This window comes from Streptomyces sp. 8L (assembly GCF_020176795.1).
Lineage (GTDB): Bacteria > Actinomycetota > Actinomycetes > Streptomycetales > Streptomycetaceae > Streptomyces.
In genome coordinates, this window is the sequence record NZ_JAIUKE010000015.1 from 35,976 (window position 1) to 55,031 (window position 19,056).

Consider the following 19,056-nt stretch of genomic DNA (forward strand, 5'->3'; position numbering starts at 1 on the left):
CTTGACACGAACTAAGTTCGTAACGTAGAGCTTAGTTCATGAGCACAGAACAATGTTCGTTGATCCCTTCCAGAGCCGGCCCGCTTCCGCTACGGCGCGCCTGGCTGGTCCTGGCGGTCGTCTTCCTCGGCGAGATCATGGATCTCATCGACTCCAGCGTCGCCAACCTCGCCGGGCCCTCCATCCGCGCCGACCTCGGCGGCGGGCCGATGACCCTCCAGTGGGTGTTGTCGGCCTACACCGCGGCCTTCGCGCTCGGTCTGATCACCTCGGGCCGACTCGGCGATCTGATCGGCCGCCGCCGGCTGTTCCTGATCGGCATGGCCGGGTTCACCATCGCCTCGCTGGCCTGCGGACTCGCCCCCGGCCCCGTCCTGTTGATCGTCGCGCGCGTGGCGCAGGGCCTGTTCGGGTCCGTGCTGATTCCCCAGGGCATGGCGCTGGTGAAGGTCGTCTTCCCGCCCGAGCTCCTGCGCAAGGCGCTGATGCCCTTCGGCCCGATCATGGGTCTGGCCACGGTCGGCGGGCCGATCCTCGCCGGCTGGCTGCTGCATCTGGACCTGTTCGGCAGTCAGTGGCGCTCGATTTTCTTGATCAACGTCCCCTTCGGCGTCATCGCTCTCGTGCTCGGCCTGCGCGTACTGCCCCGCCGCGGCGGCGAGGACCCCGGCGCCCGCCTCGACCTGACCGGCGTGGGTCTGCTCACCGCAGGCTCGGCCCTGCTGATCGTCCCGCTGATCCAGGGACGTGAACTCGGCTGGCCGTTGTGGACGTACGCCATGATGGCGGCCTCGGCCGTGATGCTCGCGCTGTTCGTCGTCTCCGAGCGCCGCAGCAGCCATCCGGTCATCGCGCCGTCCCTGTTCCGCAAGCGCAGTTACGTGGTCGGCCTGTTGATCGTCACGGGCTTCTACGGCGCACTGAGCGCATTCGTCCTGGTCATCAACCTGCTGCTGCAACTCGGCATGAACTGGACGCCGTTGCACACCGGCCTGACCCTGATCCCCTGGGCTCTGGGCACCGCCGTCGCCGTCCTGTTCGGCGGCGGGGCGCTCGCCGGCAAGCTGGGACGTGCCACTTTGCGCGTCGGGCTGTCCCTCGCCGTCATCGGTGTGCTCGCGCTGTGCTGGTCCACCGCCCACTGGGGTTCCGGCATCACTGTGCGGACGCTGGCACCATCGCTGTTCCTGACCGGCTTCGGGGCCGGCCTGGTGTTCATCCCACTGTTCGACTTCATCCTCGGCGACGCCACCGCGGAGGAGGCGGGCACCGGGGCGGGCATGCTCAACGCCGTCCAGCAGTTCGCCAACGCCATCGGTGTCGCCGCCCTGGGCACCGTCTTCTTCGCCCACGCGGGACACGCGTCCACCCACTCCTCCTTCGCCGCGGCGGAGCTCGTCTTCGGCATCTGCGCCGGACTGTATTTCCTGACCCTGCTGCTGGCCGGGCTCCTGCCCAGGCGTCCCCTACGGGATCAGGAGTGAATCAGGGGCCCGGCCGCCGCGGGTTCTCCCTTCTCCGTGGCTCCCGGCCGGACCGGCCCCGGCCCGGGGCCCGTATCTCCGAAAGGCACACCTGCATGACAACCAAGACCGCACTCGTCACCGGCACCAGCCGTCCGATCGGCCTCGGCTTCGCCGTCGCCCGCGGGCTCGCCGAACTCGGCTACCACGTGGTCCTCACCGCGCGTGACCTCTCCCGCGCCGAACCCCTGGCAGCGCAACTGCGCCGGGAGAACCACCGGGCGACGGCTCTTCGTCTCGACCTCACCGACGCGGCCTGCATGGCCGAGGCCGCCGACCATCTCTCCCGGACCGCCGGCCGTCTGGATGTCCTGATCAACAACGCGAGCGACGCCGTCGACTTCACCGTCCTGTCCGCGCTGGACGCCGACCTCGACGCCGTACGCTCCGCACTGGAGGTCGATGTGCTCGGGCCCTGGCGCCTGGTCCAGTCACTGCTGCCGCTGCTGAAAGCCGCCCCGGCCGCCCGTATCGTCAACGTGTCCAGCGTCTCCGCCCAGCAGATCGCCGCCGGGCTCGACCTCGGCGCCGGCCTGCGCGCCCCCGCCCACTCCTTCGCCAAGCACACGCTCAACGTCCTGACCACCGTGCTGGCCCGGGCCCTGGAGGACACGCCGATCCTCGTCAACGCCGTCGACCCGGGCGAGACCGCCACCCATCCCGAGCGCGGCGACGAGGACGGCGCGCGTCCGGCCGGCGAAAGCGCGCGCGGTGTCGTGTGGGCGGCGACCCTGGGCGCGGACGGCCCCACCGGCAAGCTCTTCCGGGACATGCGTCCGGTGCCGTGACACCGCGCACCGTTCATCGCTCCATGTTCACCGTTCCTCGTTCACCGGTTTGCGGCAGGTGGTGCGGGGCCCGCGAAATCGGTTTCAAGCGTTGTGCCGGTGCCTCTACTGTGGCGCGGTGATGACTCAGGTGATCGTTGTCAACGGTGGTTCGAGCTCGGGGAAGTCCGGGATCGTCCGATGTCTCCAGGCGGTTCTGCCGGGTCCGTGGCTGGCTCTCGGGACAGACGCGCTGGTTGATGCGATGCCGGCGTCCCTGCGGGCATCGGATGGCGGTATCGAGTTCGCTCCGGACGGAGAGGTGATCGTCGGCCCGGAGTTCCGAACGCTGGAAGCGGCATGGATCGAGGGAATCGCGGCAATGGCCCGTGCGGGAGCCCGGGTCGTCGTCGATGAGGTCTTCCTCGGCGGGGTGTACTCACAGCAGCGGTGGCAGAAGGCCTTGGGCGAACTGCGGGTGCTGTGGGTCGGCGTCAGGTGCGACGCCGCGGTGGCTGCGGCCCGAGAGGTGGCACGAGGTGATCGGACCATCGGGATGGCCGCGTCTCAGGCGGAGGTGGCCCACCAGGGCGTGGCCTATGACCTGGAGGTGGACACCACGCATGCGGAGGCGATGGAGTGCGCACGGACCATTGCGGCACACGTCAAGTGATCGACAGCCCGGTTGTCTGCCGCTATGACCGCGGCCCAGGGGCGCGCCAGGCTGCGCTGGTCAGAGGGCGCCCGCCCTGGCGGATGCCTTTTTCGCTCAGGAGGCGGGAGCATTCCTTGCGCTGGACAGCGAGGACGTGGGGGTGAGGTGATGGACGCCATCGCCTGGACGTTCCAAACCGGAGCCCAGTGGGTGCGGCTGCCGCAGAGGTACGGCAACTGACGGGCGTCTGCAACCGGCTGCGGATGTGGTCCGCAGCCGGCACCTGGGAGCGAGTGTTCACCGCGCTCCTGGCCCTACACCTCACCGCCGGACAGGCCGGTGACGCGCCCGCCTTCGCTGACGTGATGGCCCGCCTGCACGTTCCCCGAAGGCGTGGACGACCCTTCTTTGGGCGGCGCGGCGGCGCGGCGGCGGGCGAGCAGGCACCGTAACGCCTCGCGGCCGATCCGGACCACACGGCCGTGCACCCTGCGCAGGCAGGCGGCGAGTTTGCGGATGGACCAGCGGGAGAACTGCTGGCCGAGCCTGGTCCGGCGGGTGGTGGCCGTCCGTCTGCACGACGAAGTCCTCGTCGTCAGGGCTGAGTAGGCGGACAGGCTCCCGCCACCGCACTCCAGCGATCGGACGGACGTCACCACCCGTCCGATCGCTCCGACCACCACCCCGGCGGACCCTCCCGGTCCGGCGCGTCCCGGTGGCGTTCCGTGTCGCGGCGTCGGTACGTAACCGGCCCCGGGCCCGGCCTTGGGGAAAGCGTCCGGTCCTTCTCGGCCTCCCTCAAGGCACGGCCCCCGGTGTATGCAGCGGACTGACGCGGGTCCCGAGGGCGAAGGAGCCACCGGTCTCGAGCCTTCAGGATGAACTGAACCCGCTGACGCCTTACGGGCGGCCGATCTTGTCCAGCTCGGCGATGTCTTCTCCCGTGAGCCGCAGACCAGCTCCGGCCGCGTTCTCACGCAGGTGCTCCACCGACGAGGTGCCGGGAATCAGCAGGATGTTCGGCGACCGCCACAGCAGCCAGGCCAGGGCGAGGGACATCGGCGTCGCGTGCAGCCGGGCTGCCACATCCGAGAGCGTCGAGGACTGTAGCGGCGTGAAACCGCCGAGCGGGAAGAAGGGAACGTAGGCGATGCCCTCGTCTGCGAGCCTGTCGATCAGCTCGTCGTCCTGGCGGTGGGCGAGGTTGTACATGTTCTGCACGCACACGATCGGCGCGATCGCCTGCGCCTCGACGACCTGCTCCGCCGTCGCGTTGCTCACTCCGAGGTGCCGGATCAGGCCCTCCTGTTGGAGTTCGACGAGTGTCTCGAACGGCTCGGCGATCGATCCGGGCTGGGGCCCCTGAGCGTTGCCGAGTCGGAGGTTGACCAGGTCAAGTGCTTCGAGGCCGAGGGATTCGAGGTTCCCGCGGACCGAGCGGCGCAGGTCCTCGGGCTCTCTGGCCGGGGGCCAGCCGCCCTGCTGGTCGCGGATCGCCCCGACCTTGGTCACGATGTGCAGCGACTCGGGATAGGGATGCAGCGCCTCACGGATCAGCTGGTTGGTGACGCGCGGCCCATAGGCATCGCTGGTGTCGATGTGGGTGATGCCGAGGCCGACGGCCTCGCGGAGGACGGCGAGGGCGCCGTCGTGGTCGGCGGGCGGCCCCATCACCCCCGGGCCGGCCAGCTGCATGGCGCCGTAGCCGAACCGGGTGACGGTGAGGTCACCCAGAGTCCAGGTGCCGCCGGGAAGCGACGTGGGGAGCGTGCTCATAGCTCTGCCTTTCGGGTTGAGCCGGACGGTGGTGCCCAACGGCTCGTTGCTCCAGTATGGAGATGTAACTTCCCGGCAGGAAGTAGGCACTTCGGAGTGCGTAAGGCACCCCCGGATTGGAGGAGCGGTCGATGGCACCCATGACGACGGTCCAGAAGAAGGCGCAGACCAAGGTGGAGTACGACGCTTTCCTTGCGGCATGTCCCAGCCGCAAGCTGCTCGACCGGATCTCCAACAAATGGGTCGCGCTGATCCTGACTGCACTGGGGAACAGCTGCTCGCAGCAGCCCGGCGCCGGGTCCGCCGGCGAGCCCCGTCCGATGCGCTACTCGGAGCTGTCCCGCCTGCTGGCCGGAGTCAGTCAGAAGATGCTGACTCAGACGCTGCGCTCCCTGGAGCGTGACGGCCTGCTCACCCGCACCGCGACACCGACCGTGCCTGTCACGGTCTCGTACGAGCTGACGGCTCTGGGTCTCTCGCTGCTTGAGATGATGCGCGGCATCAAGAGCTGGGCCGAGACGCACATGGACGACGTGCTCGCCAACCGTGCGGCGTACGACACCCGGACCGACTGAGCAGGTCCGGCGGGCCGGGGCCGCCGACCGGGTCCCTTCAGTCGGGTCCCTTCAGCCGGGTTCCGTCCGACCGGACTCTCCGGGTGAGCCAGGTCCCGATCTGCCGATTCGCGGGGCGCGAGCCGGACCACGAGGCCGGGCTCTTCTGCCCCGTGCCCGACGGGACCGGCCCCCAGGACCGGCCCCGTGACGAGCCCGCGCGTCGCGCGCAACGACTGCGGCGATCTCCCACTCCCCAACCGGCACCCCGGGGCCGCACCCCCGCATGGCCGGCCCAGTGATCGTTTCCGCTTATCCAGATCCGGCGTTCACCAAATTCAGCACCATGCTTTAAAAACTCGACATCGTGTAGATTTATGAGAGCGCGCCCTACTCCATGGCGCCTTCCATGAAGCGACAACGAGGCGAGTCAGATGAAGACGTTCCTGATCACCGGCGTGAGCAGCGGTCTGGGCAGGGCATTCGCACAGGGTGCTCTCGACGCCGGGCACACCGTGGTCGGCACCGTACGCAAGCAGGGGGACCTCGATGCCTTCGAGGCCCTGAAGCCCGGCCGTGCGCACGCACGGCGACTGGACGTTACGGACGACGCGGCCGTCTTCGCGGTCGTCAAGGACGTCCAGGAGGCCGTGGGCCCCATCGACGTACTCATCGCCAACGCCGGATACGGCCTGGAGGGGACGTTCGAGGAGACGCCACTGGACGAGGTGCGTGCCCAGTTCGCCACCAACGTCTTCGGCGCCGTGGCCACCATCCAGGCGGTTCTGCCGGCGATGCGCGAACGGCGGAGCGGGCACATCATGGCCGTCACCTCCATGGGAGGGCTGATGGCGGTGCCCGGCATGTCGGCCTACTGCGGCAGCAAGTTCGCGCTCGAAGGGATGCTGGAGAGTGTGGGCAAGGAAGTCGCGGGCTTCGGCATCCATGTGACCGCGATCGAGCCCGGCTCCTTCCGCACCGACTGGGCGGGACGCTCCATGACCCGCTCCGAGCGCTCGATCCCCGACTACGACGAACTGTTCGCACCCATCCGCGAGGCCCGGATGCGAGCGAGCGGCAACCAGCTGGGCGACCCGGAGAAGGCCGCCTCGGCCGTCCTGCGGATCATCGACGCGCCGAAGCCGCCCGCCCACCTGGTCCTCGGCTCCGACGCGCTGCGCCTCGTCGCCGCGGGCCGCGGCGCGGTCGACGACAACATCAGCACATGGGAGGCGCTCTCACGCACGACCGACTTCCCTGACGGCCACCAGATCACCGGCTGACGACCGCCCGCCCCGGTGCGCACACCACGCGCGGCATGCGACGCCGCCCGCCCTGTGACGTCTGCCCCGCGAGGCTCACACTCCTGGATGCCGGCGTGCGTGCCGGTACTTCGTCACACCTCCTCCGTACGGACTCCGCGGTGTGACCTGAGTCCGGGGCCTCTGCCTCTCTCAGTGTGATGTCCGAATGCCGCCAGCGAATGCCTCCGCCGAAGAGCAGAGTGAACGGTGAGACGAACGCTGACGAGGGAGGACACCATGACCGTCCGTACGACGATCGACAGTCCGCTGGGCCGCCTGCTCCTGGTGGGCGAGATCACCGACCGGGGGCTGAGCCTGACGTCGCTGTCCGTACCCGGCCAGAAGAACGCCCCGGCCGTCCGGCCCGAGTGGCGGCGCGACGATGCCGCCTTCGCGGACGTCGCCCGGCAGTTGGCCGCGTACTTCAGGGGCGAACTCACCGATTTCGACATTGAGTTCACCGAAAGTGGCAGCGACTTCCAACGGCGCGTGTGGCAGGCGCTGGAGGACATCCCCTATGGCGCCACCACCACATACGGGGCCCTCGCACGACAGCTCGCTCTGCCACGCGAGCAGGTGCGGGCCGCCGGCGCTGCTATCGGCGCCAACCCGTTGCTGGTGGTACGTCCCTGCCACCGTGTGATCGGCGCGGACGGAACGATGCGGGGCTACGCGGGCGGTGTGGAACGCAAGGTGGACCTGCTCACCCTGGAGGGCGCCCTCCAGCCCACTCTGATCTGAACCCGGCCCGAGCGGAGGGGCTGCGACCGAGGCTCCGGGGGCGGAGACGGGACCGGGCGGCGATGGACCGGGCGGGGCGCCGGACACAGCCGGCCGGCCGCGTCCGGCACGCTGTCGATCACGGACTCGTGCGCCTGCGGACACATTCCAGGCCGATTGGTCAATATTTACTTTTCCCGACCTCGTCTGCATAGTGGCGCCGAAATACGGGCGGTTGAGCCGAGAGGGCCCTTTCTTGTCTTCGATCAACGAGGTTGCCGCGCGCGAGGTGGAGCGTGAGCGAGCCCAGGTTTCCGTCATGGGGAAAGTGTTCGACGAGTTGCTGGCCGGTGTGCGGGAGCAGTTGGCGCGCGTCCTCGCGGCGCCGCCAGGCGACGCGGGCGAGGCGTACGAGAGGGAGGTGGCGGCGGAGCGGCTGACCAGGGAAGTACGGCGGCTGGAAGCGGCCGAGGAGGGGATGGTCTTCGGCCGGATCGACCGGGCGGACGGAACCGTCCTGCGTATCGGGCGGCTGGGGCTCCAAAGGGATGCGGACGAGCTGCCACTGCTGCTGGACTGGCGGGCTGAGGCCGCGCGGCCCTTCTACGAGGCGACGCCGGTCCATCCCATGGGGCTGCGGCGGCGCCGCCATCTGCGCCTGGCGGGCCGGACGGTGGTGGGGGTGAGCGATGAGCTGCTCGACGGCTCCGCGCCCACCGGGCAGGATGTGGTCGGCGACGGTCCGTTGTCGGCGGCCCTCCAGGAGAGACGTACGGGGCGGATGGGTACGGCGGTCGCCACGCTCCAGGCCGAGCAGGACGCGATCGTCCGGTCGCCGCACCGCGGGATCACGGTGGTGCAAGGTGGTCCTGGCACCGGCAAGACGGTGGTGGCACTGCACCGCGCCGCATATGTGCTGTACGCGTTCCCGAAGGCGGCCGAGCGCGGCGTACTCGTACTGGGGCCGAACGCGCGGTTCCTCGACTACATCGGCCAAGTCCTGCCCTCCCTCGGGGAGAACGACGTGGTCCTGGCGACGTGTGAGGAACTGGCCGGCGTCGAACCGGGTGCCGCGGAACCCTTCGAGGTGGCGCGCCTGAAGGGGAGTTCCGCACTGGCCGACGCGCTGGCCGCTGTGGTCCGTTCGCGGCAGGCCCCGGGCGGCGGGTTCGGTGTCCGGGTCGGGCGGGAGTGGATTCAGCTCCAGGAGAGTGATGTCGCATCGGCCCGGGAGACGGCGCGGACCAGTGGTCTCGCGCACAATCCGGCACGCCGGATGTTCAAGGAGCTGCTGGTCGAGACCGTCATCCGCGAGCTCGCCCGCAGTGGCACCGAGGCGCTGGAACTCATCGACGCTCAGGTGGCGCAGCTGACCGGCCTCGACCTCGACCGGGTCGCGGCAGGTGACCTGCGCCGCCTCGGACCTGACACGGCGCCCCCGACGGATTCCGACGCGTTCGACGCCGATGCCCTGCGCGACGATCTGCTGGAGGACGCCACGTTCGACCGGACGGTCGAGGCGGTGTGGCCGAGGCTGACCCCGGACGAGGTGGTCGGCGCCCTGCTGGCGAGCGACGACACATCGGCCGGGTACCTGCGGGAGTTCACCGACTCCCAGCGGGCCCTGTTGTGGCGTACGTCCGCTGCGCCGTGGTCGGACGCCGATGTGGCGCTGCTCGACGAGGCGGCGAGCCTGGTCGACGGCCCGCCCGAGCGGGTCTTCGGGCACGTGATCGTCGATGAGGCGCAAGAGCTGACCGACATGAAGTGGCGGATGGTCGAGCGCCGTTGTCCCGGCCGGTCGATGACACTGGTCGGTGATTTCGCCCAGGCAGGGCCGGTGACGGTGGCACGGGACTGGAAGGAGGCGCTCGGCCCCCGCCTCGGGCGGCGCTTCGACCTGCGCACCCTGACCGTCAGCTACCGGACGACGCAGGAAATCCTGTCCACCACAGAGGACTTGCTCGCACGGATCGCTCCGGACCGGTCTCCGATCCGTTCGATCCGGCATGGCAAGGTGCCCCGCACCGTGGTCGCGTCCCCTGAGTCACTCGTCACCGCCCTCGTACGGGAGCTGAGGGAGCAAGGCGCCGCTTACCCGGGCGAGTTGGTCGGGGTGATCTGTGCCGACGGCAGGGCGGAGCAGCTCGGGGCAGCGGGGATCGAGCGGTACGCCCGGCTGGTGCCGGCCTCGCAGGCGCGCGGCCTGGAGTTCGACGCCGCCGTCGTCGTCGACCCGGACGGGATCACCGCCGCCCGCCCCGGGGGCGAGCGTGACCTGTACGTCGCCCTCACCCGGGCCACCAAGCGACTGTGCACCGTTACGGTCCCCCTGCCGTGAAGGTCACGCGGCGGACGGCCGGCGTCGGCGGCCCGCAGGGGCAGGAGTCCCACGGCCTGCGCCCGCCCGGCCGCCTCCCCTGCCGGGAGACCGCCTCCCCTCTCGCGGCACCGGACATCGACACACCGAAACGGTCCCCCACCATGAAACTCTCCCCCGAGTCCTCCCCCGTCAGTCCCTTCGACTCCCCACCGGAGCAGGACGAAGCGCCCCTCACCGGGCCGAGGAACCGTCTGGCCGTCGAGGCGGACGACCCGCGTCGCCCCGACATCGCGTACCGCACCGTGGAATCGCCGATCGGCACACTGCTGCTGGCCGCGACGGACCGGGGGCTCGTGAGAGTCGCGTTCCCGGTGCAGGACCACACCGCGGTCCTGCACCAGCTCGCGGATTCCGTCAGCCCTCGCATCCTGCACGCCCCGGCACGCCTGGACGATGTCAGCGCGCAGCTCGACGAGTATTTCGCCGGGCGGCGCCGGCACTTCGACGTACCGCTCGATCGGCGCCTGTCCAAGGGATTCCGCCGCGAAGCCCTGGTGCAACTCTCCGACATCGCTTACGGGCACACTGCCAGTTACGCGCAGATCGCCGCGGCCGCGGGCAGCCCGCGTGCCGTGCGCGCCGTCGGCACGGCCTGCGCGACGAACCCGCTGCCGCTCGTCGTCCCCTGCCACCGTGTGATCCGCTCCGACGGCACCGCCGGACAGTATGCGGGCGGCGCGGAGGCCAAGCACTTTCTGTTGCGTCTGGAGTCAGCCGCTTACAACCTTGGGAGCGATTGAGTTCGGGGCGTGTTGGCCTGGCGGATTGGCCGGTGGGTGATCAGCGGGCGCCCTGCCGGGCGAGCACCGGTTCCGTGCTCGACTTGCGGCGGGTTGCCCGCCGGGCGGGGCGATCGGAGACCAGAGCGGCGGTCGCGAGGTGGGTCTCGGCGTAGGTCTCGCGGCGGTCGGTGAACCGCTGCAGGGGCCGCCACTACTTGTGCCAGGCGTCGGTGTGCTTCACGCAGATCCGCGCGAAGGATTGGCGCGAACGGCGAAACCGCGGGCCGCCCGCAGCGGCCGGACCTCGCAGATCGCTCCGGAGACGGTGGAGCGGTCCATTCCGTACAGTTCAGCCGGCGCGGCGTGCGGGAGCCCGAGCCGCAGGTGAGCCAGCCTGACCAGGAGCCGGTCGACGAAGACCAGGCACTGCTCGGGCCCGGCGGCGGCCGCCCGCCTCCGGTCTGCGCCACGCCGCTCGTGCGACGCCGACTCCTGCGCGGCCGTCCGTCGGGGCGTGAGTTCTTCTGGCAACTCGCCGAAGTGCGCGCGAGATGCCGGACAGGGCAGGCTGGGAACAGGCCGCACGGGCCCAAGTAAGCCTCACAACTCACGCAACTCGTACGGCCGTTCTCATAGTGCGGGCCAGTGGGCACCACTCTCTTGATCGTCTTCCGAGCGGCGCCTAGGCTCCCATGCCCATGGAGACGGGGGAAACAGACCGCGGGCAGCGGCCGTGGCTGGACGGGCTGGTCAAGCGTCGTACAGCCGCAGGTCTGCTGGCCGGAGCGGGGTTGGTCATTCTGGGCACGGTGTTCGTCGTACTGCCGGGGGTGGTGGTCGACCACGATCTCGCCGGGGTGAGCGTCGCCGCGCAGGATCGGCTCAAAGCGGTGAACGATGTCCGTACGACCCTTCTGCAGACGGTCGGCGGCCTGGTCGTGCTCTTCGGCGCATACGCCACCTGGCGACAATTGCGGGTGAGCCAGGAGGGTTTGCGTGCCACCCAGGAGGGTTACGTCACCGACCGATTTAGCCGGGCCGTGGACCAGCTGGGCAGCGACAAGCTGGATGTGCGCATCGGCGGGTTGCACGCGCTGTGGCGGATCGCTGAGCAGTCCGCCCGCGACCGGGAGGCCATCATCTCCATCCAGGCCGCGTATCTGCGTACACACCTGCCTTGGCCACCCGCGGGGCCGGTATCACCGGCGGCAGACGTGCCCATCAACGACGTCGCGCCCCTGGAGACCCGCGCCGCCGACGCCCAGGTGGCGCTGACCGCGCTCGGCGTGCTGTGCCGGCACCGGGAGCAGTCCTGGGTCAATCTCAGCATCACCGACCTGCGACGGGCCGACTGCGACGGACTGTGGTTCCCCGAGGTCAACTTCGACCGCGCTTATATGGAGGCGGCGGGCCTGTACCACGCCAACCTGACCCAGGCGTCCCTGGTCTCGGTCAACCTGCGGCACGCCGACCTCACGACCGCGATTCTCCGCCGGGCCCGCTGCATTCTGGGCGACCTACGGGCCGCGAAGCTGGTCGAAACCGACTTGCGTGAGGCTGACTTCACCGAGACCGACCTGCGCGAGGCAAATCTACGCAAGGCCGACGCCCACGGCGCGGTCTTCCACCGCGCCGATCTCCGCATGGCCGACTTGCGCGGCACCGACCTGCGCACCGCCAACCTTGCCGAAGCACGCCTGACCGGCGCCCTGGCCAGTGAGCGCACCCGCTGGCCCGCCGACTTCGACCACACGGCCGCCGGAGTTGTCGACACCGATGACCCCGGCCCCGAGCCCTCGCCCTTGCTCCAGCCGCCCGGGATGACGTGGCAGGCACCGCCGCTGCGGTCTACTCCCTGACAGGGACGCGCCGATCAAGATCGCGGGGGCGCGTCATTGGTCTCCTCCCCGTCACTGTCGCGGCCGGGAGGACCGCGGGCCGTCCCGCACAGGACCCACGGCGGGGGCTCCGGCGGCGGCCCCGTCAGCGACGGGGGGCCGGGATGTCGTCGTCGGTTCGGACCGTCATTCCCGTTCCAGGGAGGGCAGGTCCGGGGTGTGTCGCAGTGCGTCGAGCACCACGCGGACGGCCGCACGGGGCGGTGTGCCGCGGCGGATCGCGGCCGTGATGGTGCGCGACACCGGTGTGGTGAGCTGCGTGGTGGCCACGCGGTAGCGGCTGTGGTCGACGGCGAGACCGGGCAGCAGTGTGATCGAGAGCCCGGCCTCGACGTGCTGGAGGGCCATCATGTAGTTGCTGAACCGGCACACGACGTGTGGCTCGAACCGGGATTGACGGCACAGCCGCAGGGTGAGGTTCGCCATGTACGACTGCGGGACGTCGATCGCCCACGGCTCGTCGGCGTAGGCCGCGAGGTCCGCCGCACTCCGCCCGGCCGCGGGATGCTCCGGTGGGACCACGAGCAGGATCGGGTCCCTGGCCAGTGGTACGAGGTCGAGGTCGGGCCCGAGCGGCAGCTCGTCGAAGTCGGTGGTGGTGATGATGAGGTCGGCGTCGCCTCCGCGCAGCGCGGGCATGCTCTCGTGCGGTTCCAGTTGCAGGAGTTCGACGTCGAGGCGTGGATACTCCCGCGCCAGGCGAGTCACCGCGGGCACGGCCATGGTGTGGATCGCGCTCTGGAACGCCCCCAGTCGTACCGTTCCCGCCGGTTCTTCGCCGAACCCGCGCAGCTCCGTCTCGACGCTGTCCATGTGGTCGAGGATCGCCCGGGCCCGCCGTGCGAGGATCAGCCCCGCCGAGGTCAGCCGGACCCGGCGGCCCGTGCGTTCCAGCAGCCGGGTACGCGTCTCGGCTTCCAGCACGGCGAGCTGCTGGGACACGCTGGACGGGCTCAGGCTGGCGGCCTGGGCGACCGCGCGGATGGTTCCGAGTGTGTCCAGCTGGGTCAGGAGCCGCAGCCTCCAGGGATTCATCACGCCTCCCATTCTTGTGCGGTTTCACCGAACAGGACAGCAGGAAATGTGCGATGGACGTGTCGCTCGCACGCCCCCTACCGTCGGGACCATGACTGCTCCGAGCACTGCCCCGACGCCCACCGAAGCCTTCTGGGCCGACGCCGGGCGCCATCTCGTACGCTACGGACCCGAGTTCACCCACGAGGTCATCGACCGCGCCGCGGGCAGCTTCCTGTTCACCGCGGACGGCCGGAAGATCCTCGACTTCACCTCGGGCCAGATGAGCGCGATCCTCGGCCACTCGCACCCGGAGATCGTCGCGACCGTGCAGCGGCAGGTCGCTGCTCTCGACCACCTCTACAGTGGCATGCTCAGCCGCCCCGTGGTCGACCTGGCCCGGCGGCTGGCCGGTACGCTGCCCGCCGAGCTGGAGAAGGTGCTGCTGTTGACGACCGGCGCCGAATCGAACGAGGCCGCGATCCGGATGGCCAAGCTCGTCACCGGACGGCACGAGGTCGTCTCGTTCGCCCGGTCCTGGCACGGCATGACACAAGCGGCCGCGTCCGCGACCTACAGTGCGGGCCGCAAGGGCTACGGGCCGGCGGCGCCGGGCAATTTCGCCATCCCCGCGCCGAACGCCTACCGGCCCGACTTCACCGCGGCCGACGGGTCGCTGGACTGGCGCCGCCAACTCGACTTCGCCTTCGACCTGATCGACGCCCAGTCGACCGGCAGCCTGGCCGCGTGCCTGGTCGAGCCGATCCTCAGCTCGGGCGGCGTCATCGAGCCGCCGGCCGGCTACTTCGCGGCCCTGCGGGACAAGTGCCGCGAGCGCGGCATGCTGTTGATCCTCGACGAGGCCCAGACCGGCCTGTGCCGCACCGGGACCTGGTACGCGTTCGAGCGCGACGGCATCGTCCCCGACATCCTCACCCTGTCCAAGACGCTCGGTGCGGGACTGCCCCTGGCGGCCGTGGTCACCACCGCCGAGATCGAAGAGGAAGCACACAAGCGCGGCTTCCTGTTCTTCACCACCCACGTCTCCGACCCTCTCGTGGCCGCGGTCGGAAACACCGTCCTTGACGTCCTGAGCGACAACGCGCTCCATCAACGCGCCCAGGCTCTCGGCACCTTCCTCCGCGACGGCCTGGACGAGATCGCCGGACGCCACGCGGTCGTGGGAGACATTCGCGGCCGAGGCCTGCTGGCGGGGCTCGAACTCGTCGTCGACCGGGAGACGAAGCAGAGTTCCGACGAGCTGGGCGCTCGCGTGACCCGGCGGTGCCTCGAACTCGGCCTGCACATGAACATCGTCCAGCTCCCCGGCATGGGCGGCGTCTTCCGTATCGCACCGCCGCTCACGGCCACCGAGGACGAACTCTCGCTCGGGCTGGCGATCCTGGACCAGGCGATCGGCGATGCCTGCGCCGCACGGTGAAGCACCGCGGAGACCGCGGGCGGGCGCCCTCCCCTTGCCTAAGAACCCCTAACGAAATGATCTTCGAGGTGGTTTGATCGCTTCGGGACTGTTGATCTGGGGGTGTGGGGTGGCTCGACTGAAGCCGTGGGATGTCGATGCCGGACTGTGGGCAGCGATCGAGCCGTTACTGCCCAAGGTTGAGCGTCGTGTCCGGTATCCCGGGCGAAAGCGGCATCCGGACCGGCTGGTGTTCCAGGGCGTCCTGTTCGTGCTGCACACCGGGATCGCCTGGGAGCACCTGCCGCAGGAGCTCGGCTTCGGCTCGGGAATGACGTGCTGGCGGCGCCTGGCTGAGTGGACCGAGGCGGGAGTGTGGCCCCCGCTGCACCAAGTGCTCCTGGCCAAGGTGCGCAGCGCGAACGCGCTGGACTTCTCCCGGGCAGCAGTCGACGGCTCCCACATACGGGCGTTAAAGGGGGAGCCAAGACCGGACGAAGCCCTGTTGACCGGGGCAGAACCGGCAGCAAGCACCACCTGATCACCGACACCACCGGCATCCCGCTCGCCGCCGCCCTGACCGGCGGCAACCGCAACGACGTCACCCAGCTGATCCCGCTCTTCCAGGCGGTGCCACCGGTGCGGGGCAAACGCGGCCGCCCCCGGCGCCGCCCGGACATCGTGCTGGGCGACCGCTGCTACGACCACGACAAGTACCGCCGACTGGTCTGGGATCTCGGCGTGAAGCCGGTGATCGCCCGCCGCGGCACCGAGCACGGCTCCGGCCTGGGCACCCAACGCTGGGTCGTCGAGCGTGCCTTCGCCCACCTGCACTGGTTCCGTCACCTGCGCATCCGCTGGGAGATCCGCGACGACACCACGAAGCCTTCCTCACCCTCGGATGCGCACTCCTGTGTTGGCGACGCCTACGGGGGCTGTCCAGGAACGAGCGGGAGAGCCCACATGCCGGGAGGGTTACTGACGGCTGATAGTCCGGGTGATGCCGGTAATGACGGTGGTGGCCAGGACCCAGCCCAGGGAAATCAGCAGATACGACAGCCACTGGTACCAGCTCTGCGGCTGGAACGCCGTCTCCTGCCCGAAGTCGACGACTGGCAGCAGCAGGTCGAGCGAGTAGACGAGCGGATGGAATGCGGGGCCTTCCCCGGGCTTGGACGGCGCGGGATGGTGCAGCCAGAACGCGCAAGAGCCGACGAGCAGCAGGGCGAGCAGCCAGCCGGCAGCGCGTATCGGGCGGAAGCCGTAGCCGACGGTGACGTCCTGTATGTATCCCCAGATCCTGGCGTATCCAGGCTGTGTGGAACGATGGTGGCGGTGCTTGGCCAGGCGGACGGTGCGGGCCGCTGCGTCGTCTCCCACTCTCTGGTAGGCGGCGGCGAGTTGCTCGTAGGAGTGGGGAACGTATCCGTCTCCATCGCGTTTCAGGGGCGCCAGGCGCTGCCCGGGTTCAAGACTCGGGGACAGGGTCTGGTAGGTGAGTCCGTCCAGATACACCTTCGCGGGAAACGTCTCGGGTTCGGCGTGGACGGTGGTGAAAGTGGAACTTCGAAGGGAGAGGTGGCCCGCGGCCAGGTCGGTCCCGTCGAGCCAGAGCTGTGCGGCCGTGCAGCCGCTGGCCAGCAGGGCCGCCCCATCGGGATGGGACAGGCGGGCGCGGGTCAGGACCAGGGCTCCTGTGATGTTCGCGCCCCTGGTCTTGACCTGCCCCTGGGTCTGCAGACCGGTCGCCGCTACCTCGGCGCCGAGCGTGACACCACCGAGCCGCAAGGCCGCGTGCCCTGGGTTGGCGATCCGGGCCCTCTCCACGTTGAGCCGTCCGCCGATCCGGGAACGGGTGAAGCGCACCTCGCCCTTGGCACGCAGGCCGTTGCAGAGTACGTCCAGGTCGACGGTCATCACGGCGGCAGCGAGGGCCTCGGCACCGGGGTGCACCAGGTGGGAGCCCTCCAGGTCGAGGGTGCCGCCCACGCGCAGGCCGGTCAGCAGGACCGTGCCCCGCGCAGTGAGGTCTTTGCCGACGACTCCGCGGCCGACACTGGCGTTGACCGCACTCAGGGACGCCTCCTCACCCCCGTCCAGCTGCGCGGCCTCGACCACCAAGGCCCCGTCAATGCGCGCACCGTCCAGATGTATCGGGCCTGTCGTTCTCGCCCGGTCCAGGAATAGGCTGCTGGTGACCTGCGCACTGGTGAGTACAACGGGGCCGGTGAGGTGGCAGCCGGTCAGGCGCAGTGCCCCGTCCGAACGGACATCACTCGCGTGCAGCCCCGGCAGGCAGGACCGGCTGAAATCCAGCTGCCGTGTACGGGCTTCATACAGATCTGGGGCCTGCTCGAAGGAGCAGCCCAGCAGCCGGACAGGACCGGTGAGAGTTCCGTATGCCAAGTCCAACCGCCCGACGATACGCGCCCCCGCAAGCCACAAGCCTTCGCTCGCCCCCTCGGCCGAGGCGCCGCGGAGCAGAAGCGCGCGAAGTACCTGGCCGCGTACCGCGCGGTCCGGCCCTCGCACCTCCCAGCCTGCCGCGTCTTCGTCTTCGCTCTCGCGCAAGTCGACCGCTGCACCATCCGGAAAGGCATGCCACACCCGTTGCTCAACGATCGTCAGGTCACTGATCTCCACCACCGCACGATCTCGGCACCCTTGCTCCTGCGTCAACTACACGAGCGAGGAGGTACGCGACGCGCGGAACGACTGTTCCGCATTTCGTTAGGGCTCTAAGCGCGAGAAGGCGGGCACCCGCCTCGTACGTAAGACCGGGAGGGCGGGCGCCCGCCCCGCGCCCTCAGAGGGCACGCCGCGCCGCGGGCTCCGCCTCGGTACCGGACGGGCAGACGGACAACGCCCGAGCCGTCAACGCTCAGCCCGGAGGCGGGCGTCCTATTGGTCCCGCATTGCGCAGGCTCACCGCTCCCGTCGCGAACAGCACGGCGCCCACGCCCGACAGCGGTGCGGCGAGCACCAGCGCCGTCACGGGCTGCGGCCAGTTTCGGTCCGTCGCACAACGCTCCGCGCGGTCGTGTCCGTCGGTGTTGAATTCTCCGTAGAGCGCGTCTCGATCGGCGAACACCGGCGCGGAGCAGCCCACTTTCCCCCAGGACGAGGTGTAGGGCACGAAGACCTGCCACGCCGCGTACACCCAGAGCAGGCCCGCGACGACCAGTAGCCCCGCCCTCAGGCCCGCAGCCGCCCGGCCCGTTCCCTGAAGTCCCGCTCCAGCGCTGCCGGATGCATCGCTCTCCCTCTGTAGGACGCGCGTCGGCACGTCAGCCGGGACTACAACCATGCCGGTCGGGCCTCGCGACACGGCATGCCCGCGTACGGTGGGGGCCTCCGGCAGCCACTTCCCGTAGGTCAGCAGGCGTGAGGGTTCCGTACGCCTTCGCACGTGCGGGTCCGTCCTCGTGGTGCGCTCACACCGACGTGGCGGGGAGCGCGGCAAGGAATTCGCGTACATGACGCAGCCAGGTCGCCCGGTCCGCCGGGCTCGGGACATGGGCGCCGCCGGGCAGTTCGATCAGCTGGGTACCCGGGATGCCGGCCGCCAGACGGTACGAGCTCTCGGGCAGCACCAGTCGGTCGCCGGTCGGCGCCACCACCAGGGTGGGCGCGGACACCTGCGCCAGGTCGGCCCGGACGTCCACGCGCGACACCAGGTCGAAGTGGTCCAGCATGCCCGGTGGGATCGCGGTGAGGGTCTGGGCGACCGGTCCGTCGAGGTCAGCAGGTTCGAGGTCCGCCAGGTCCGCCGGGGACATGCAGGACAGCAGGGCGAGCCGTGCCACGTCCTCCCACTGCCCCGCAGCCGCAAGGGACTTGATCAGCCGGGCGGCGAGCGCCAGGACGGGATCGGCGGCAGCGAAGCCGGCAGTGAGGACGAGGGCCCGGACACGGCCGGGGTGCCGTGTGACGATCCGGACGGCCACAGCACTACCGAGGGACTCCCCCCAGGACAGCGAACGAGTCCTGGCCGGCCGCTACGGCAGCCGCGACCAAGCGGTCGGCGAGGTCGTCCAGATCGAGGGGCTCGGTGGCCACGGCAGAACCACCGGCACCGGGGTAGTGCGGACCCACGAGGGTGTGGTCCTTGGCGAGGTCGTCGAGGACGAGGCCGAAGTTTCCCTCGATGCCGCCGCCGGCGCCGTGTGCGAGCGGGAGTGCGGGTCCGCGCCCCCGCACGAGAACATCGAGGCGAGAGGCGGAGAGCGCGTGATCAGTGGTCATGCCGCTGACGCTAAACTCCGACATCAATGTCAGAGTCAAGTCGCGGCACGGGCAGGGGGACCAGGAAGGGGGCGG

The 19,056-nt window shown here is 70.0% G+C and carries 17 protein-coding genes and 2 pseudogenes; 11 read left to right on the top strand and 8 right to left on the bottom strand.

Annotation, left to right across the window (positions count from 1 at the left end):
• Positions 1–38 precede the first annotated feature (38 nt).
• The 3 genes from LCE31_RS02270 to cpt all read left to right on the top strand — a co-directional run bounded on the left by LCE31_RS02270 (position 39) and on the right by cpt (position 2,963).
• Complete coding sequence (locus LCE31_RS02270) at positions 39–1,484, top strand: MFS transporter (RefSeq protein WP_225012226.1); 1,446 nt, start codon at positions 39–41, stop codon at positions 1,482–1,484.
• Positions 1,485–1,579: 95 nt separating this feature from the next.
• Positions 1,580–2,311 carry an SDR family NAD(P)-dependent oxidoreductase gene (locus LCE31_RS02275; RefSeq protein WP_225012227.1) on the top strand — a complete coding sequence of 244 codons (732 nt, stop codon included), beginning with the start codon at positions 1,580–1,582 and terminating at the stop codon, positions 2,309–2,311.
• 121 nt (positions 2,312–2,432) lie between these two features.
• On the top strand, positions 2,433–2,963 hold the full coding sequence (cpt, locus tag LCE31_RS02280; protein ID WP_225012240.1) for a chloramphenicol phosphotransferase CPT: 531 nt from the start codon (positions 2,433–2,435) through the stop codon (positions 2,961–2,963).
• Between the two features lie 410 nt (positions 2,964–3,373).
• Here the strand turns inward: cpt and LCE31_RS02285 are convergent.
• Together LCE31_RS02285 and LCE31_RS02290 are read right to left on the bottom strand one after the other, a co-directional pair.
• Positions 3,374–3,557 (bottom strand): annotated as a pseudogene (locus LCE31_RS02285) (IS630 family transposase); the annotation flags it as partial.
• Between the two features lie 288 nt (positions 3,558–3,845).
• A complete protein-coding gene (locus tag LCE31_RS02290) occupies positions 3,846–4,721 on the bottom strand; it encodes an aldo/keto reductase family oxidoreductase (protein WP_225012228.1) in 876 nt (291 codons plus the stop codon).
• A gap of 131 nt (positions 4,722–4,852) precedes the next feature.
• Here LCE31_RS02290 and LCE31_RS02295 point away from each other — a divergent pair, with 131 nt between their 5' ends.
• From LCE31_RS02295 to LCE31_RS02315, 5 genes are all read left to right on the top strand, one after another.
• A complete protein-coding gene (locus LCE31_RS02295) occupies positions 4,853–5,296 on the top strand; it encodes a winged helix-turn-helix transcriptional regulator (RefSeq protein WP_374118380.1) in 444 nt (147 codons plus the stop codon).
• Between the two features lie 413 nt (positions 5,297–5,709).
• Positions 5,710–6,558 (top strand): oxidoreductase, encoded by an 849-nt coding sequence (locus LCE31_RS02300; RefSeq protein WP_225012229.1) that lies wholly within the window; start codon positions 5,710–5,712, stop codon positions 6,556–6,558.
• Positions 6,559–6,816: 258 nt separating this feature from the next.
• Complete coding sequence (locus LCE31_RS02305; RefSeq protein WP_225012230.1) at positions 6,817–7,320, top strand: methylated-DNA--[protein]-cysteine S-methyltransferase; 504 nt, start codon at positions 6,817–6,819, stop codon at positions 7,318–7,320.
• A gap of 298 nt (positions 7,321–7,618) precedes the next feature.
• On the top strand, positions 7,619–9,640 hold the full coding sequence (locus LCE31_RS02310) for a HelD family protein (RefSeq protein WP_225012231.1): 2,022 nt from the start codon (positions 7,619–7,621) through the stop codon (positions 9,638–9,640).
• Between the two features lie 143 nt (positions 9,641–9,783).
• Entirely contained in the window at positions 9,784–10,422 is a 639-nt protein-coding gene (locus tag LCE31_RS02315) for a methylated-DNA--[protein]-cysteine S-methyltransferase (protein ID WP_225012232.1), read from the top strand.
• Between the two features lie 219 nt (positions 10,423–10,641).
• On the opposite strand, the gene LCE31_RS02320 is transcribed toward LCE31_RS02315, so the two are convergent.
• Positions 10,642–10,935, bottom strand: coding sequence for a transposase family protein (locus tag LCE31_RS02320; protein ID WP_225012233.1), 294 nt, complete (start codon positions 10,933–10,935; stop codon positions 10,642–10,644).
• 167 nt (positions 10,936–11,102) lie between these two features.
• Between LCE31_RS02320 and LCE31_RS02325 the strand changes: the two genes are divergently transcribed.
• Positions 11,103–12,263 carry a pentapeptide repeat-containing protein gene (locus LCE31_RS02325; RefSeq protein WP_225012242.1) on the top strand — a complete coding sequence of 387 codons (1,161 nt, stop codon included), beginning with the start codon at positions 11,103–11,105 and terminating at the stop codon, positions 12,261–12,263.
• A gap of 165 nt (positions 12,264–12,428) precedes the next feature.
• Here the strand turns inward: LCE31_RS02325 and LCE31_RS02330 are convergent, their stop codons facing one another.
• Entirely contained in the window at positions 12,429–13,337 is a 909-nt protein-coding gene (locus LCE31_RS02330) for a LysR substrate-binding domain-containing protein (RefSeq protein ID WP_225012243.1), read from the bottom strand.
• 91 nt (positions 13,338–13,428) lie between these two features.
• Between LCE31_RS02330 and LCE31_RS02335 the strand changes: the two genes are divergently transcribed.
• The gene (locus LCE31_RS02335; RefSeq protein WP_225012234.1) at positions 13,429–14,757 is read left to right on the top strand and encodes an aspartate aminotransferase family protein; all 1,329 of its coding nucleotides are present in this window, start codon (positions 13,429–13,431) and stop codon (positions 14,755–14,757) included.
• A gap of 109 nt (positions 14,758–14,866) precedes the next feature.
• Positions 14,867–15,725 (top strand): annotated as a pseudogene (locus tag LCE31_RS02340) (IS5 family transposase).
• Here LCE31_RS02340 and LCE31_RS02345 read toward each other — a convergent pair.
• From LCE31_RS02345 to LCE31_RS02360, 4 genes are all read right to left on the bottom strand, one after another.
• Positions 15,712–17,142 (bottom strand): membrane-associated oxidoreductase, encoded by a 1,431-nt coding sequence (locus LCE31_RS02345; protein WP_225012235.1) that lies wholly within the window; start codon positions 17,140–17,142, stop codon positions 15,712–15,714. The pseudogene LCE31_RS02340 and the gene LCE31_RS02345 sit on opposite strands and share 14 nt — an antisense overlap.
• Positions 17,143–17,617: 475 nt before the next feature.
• Positions 17,618–18,145 (bottom strand): hypothetical protein, encoded by a 528-nt coding sequence (locus LCE31_RS02350; protein WP_225012236.1) that lies wholly within the window; start codon positions 18,143–18,145, stop codon positions 17,618–17,620.
• Positions 18,146–18,170: 25 nt separating this feature from the next.
• Positions 18,171–18,683 carry an alpha/beta fold hydrolase gene (locus LCE31_RS02355; protein ID WP_308042172.1) on the bottom strand — a complete coding sequence of 171 codons (513 nt, stop codon included), beginning with the start codon at positions 18,681–18,683 and terminating at the stop codon, positions 18,171–18,173.
• 4 nt (positions 18,684–18,687) lie between these two features.
• A complete protein-coding gene (locus tag LCE31_RS02360) occupies positions 18,688–18,981 on the bottom strand; it encodes a hypothetical protein (RefSeq protein WP_225012237.1) in 294 nt (97 codons plus the stop codon).
• Positions 18,982–19,056 lie beyond the last annotated feature (75 nt).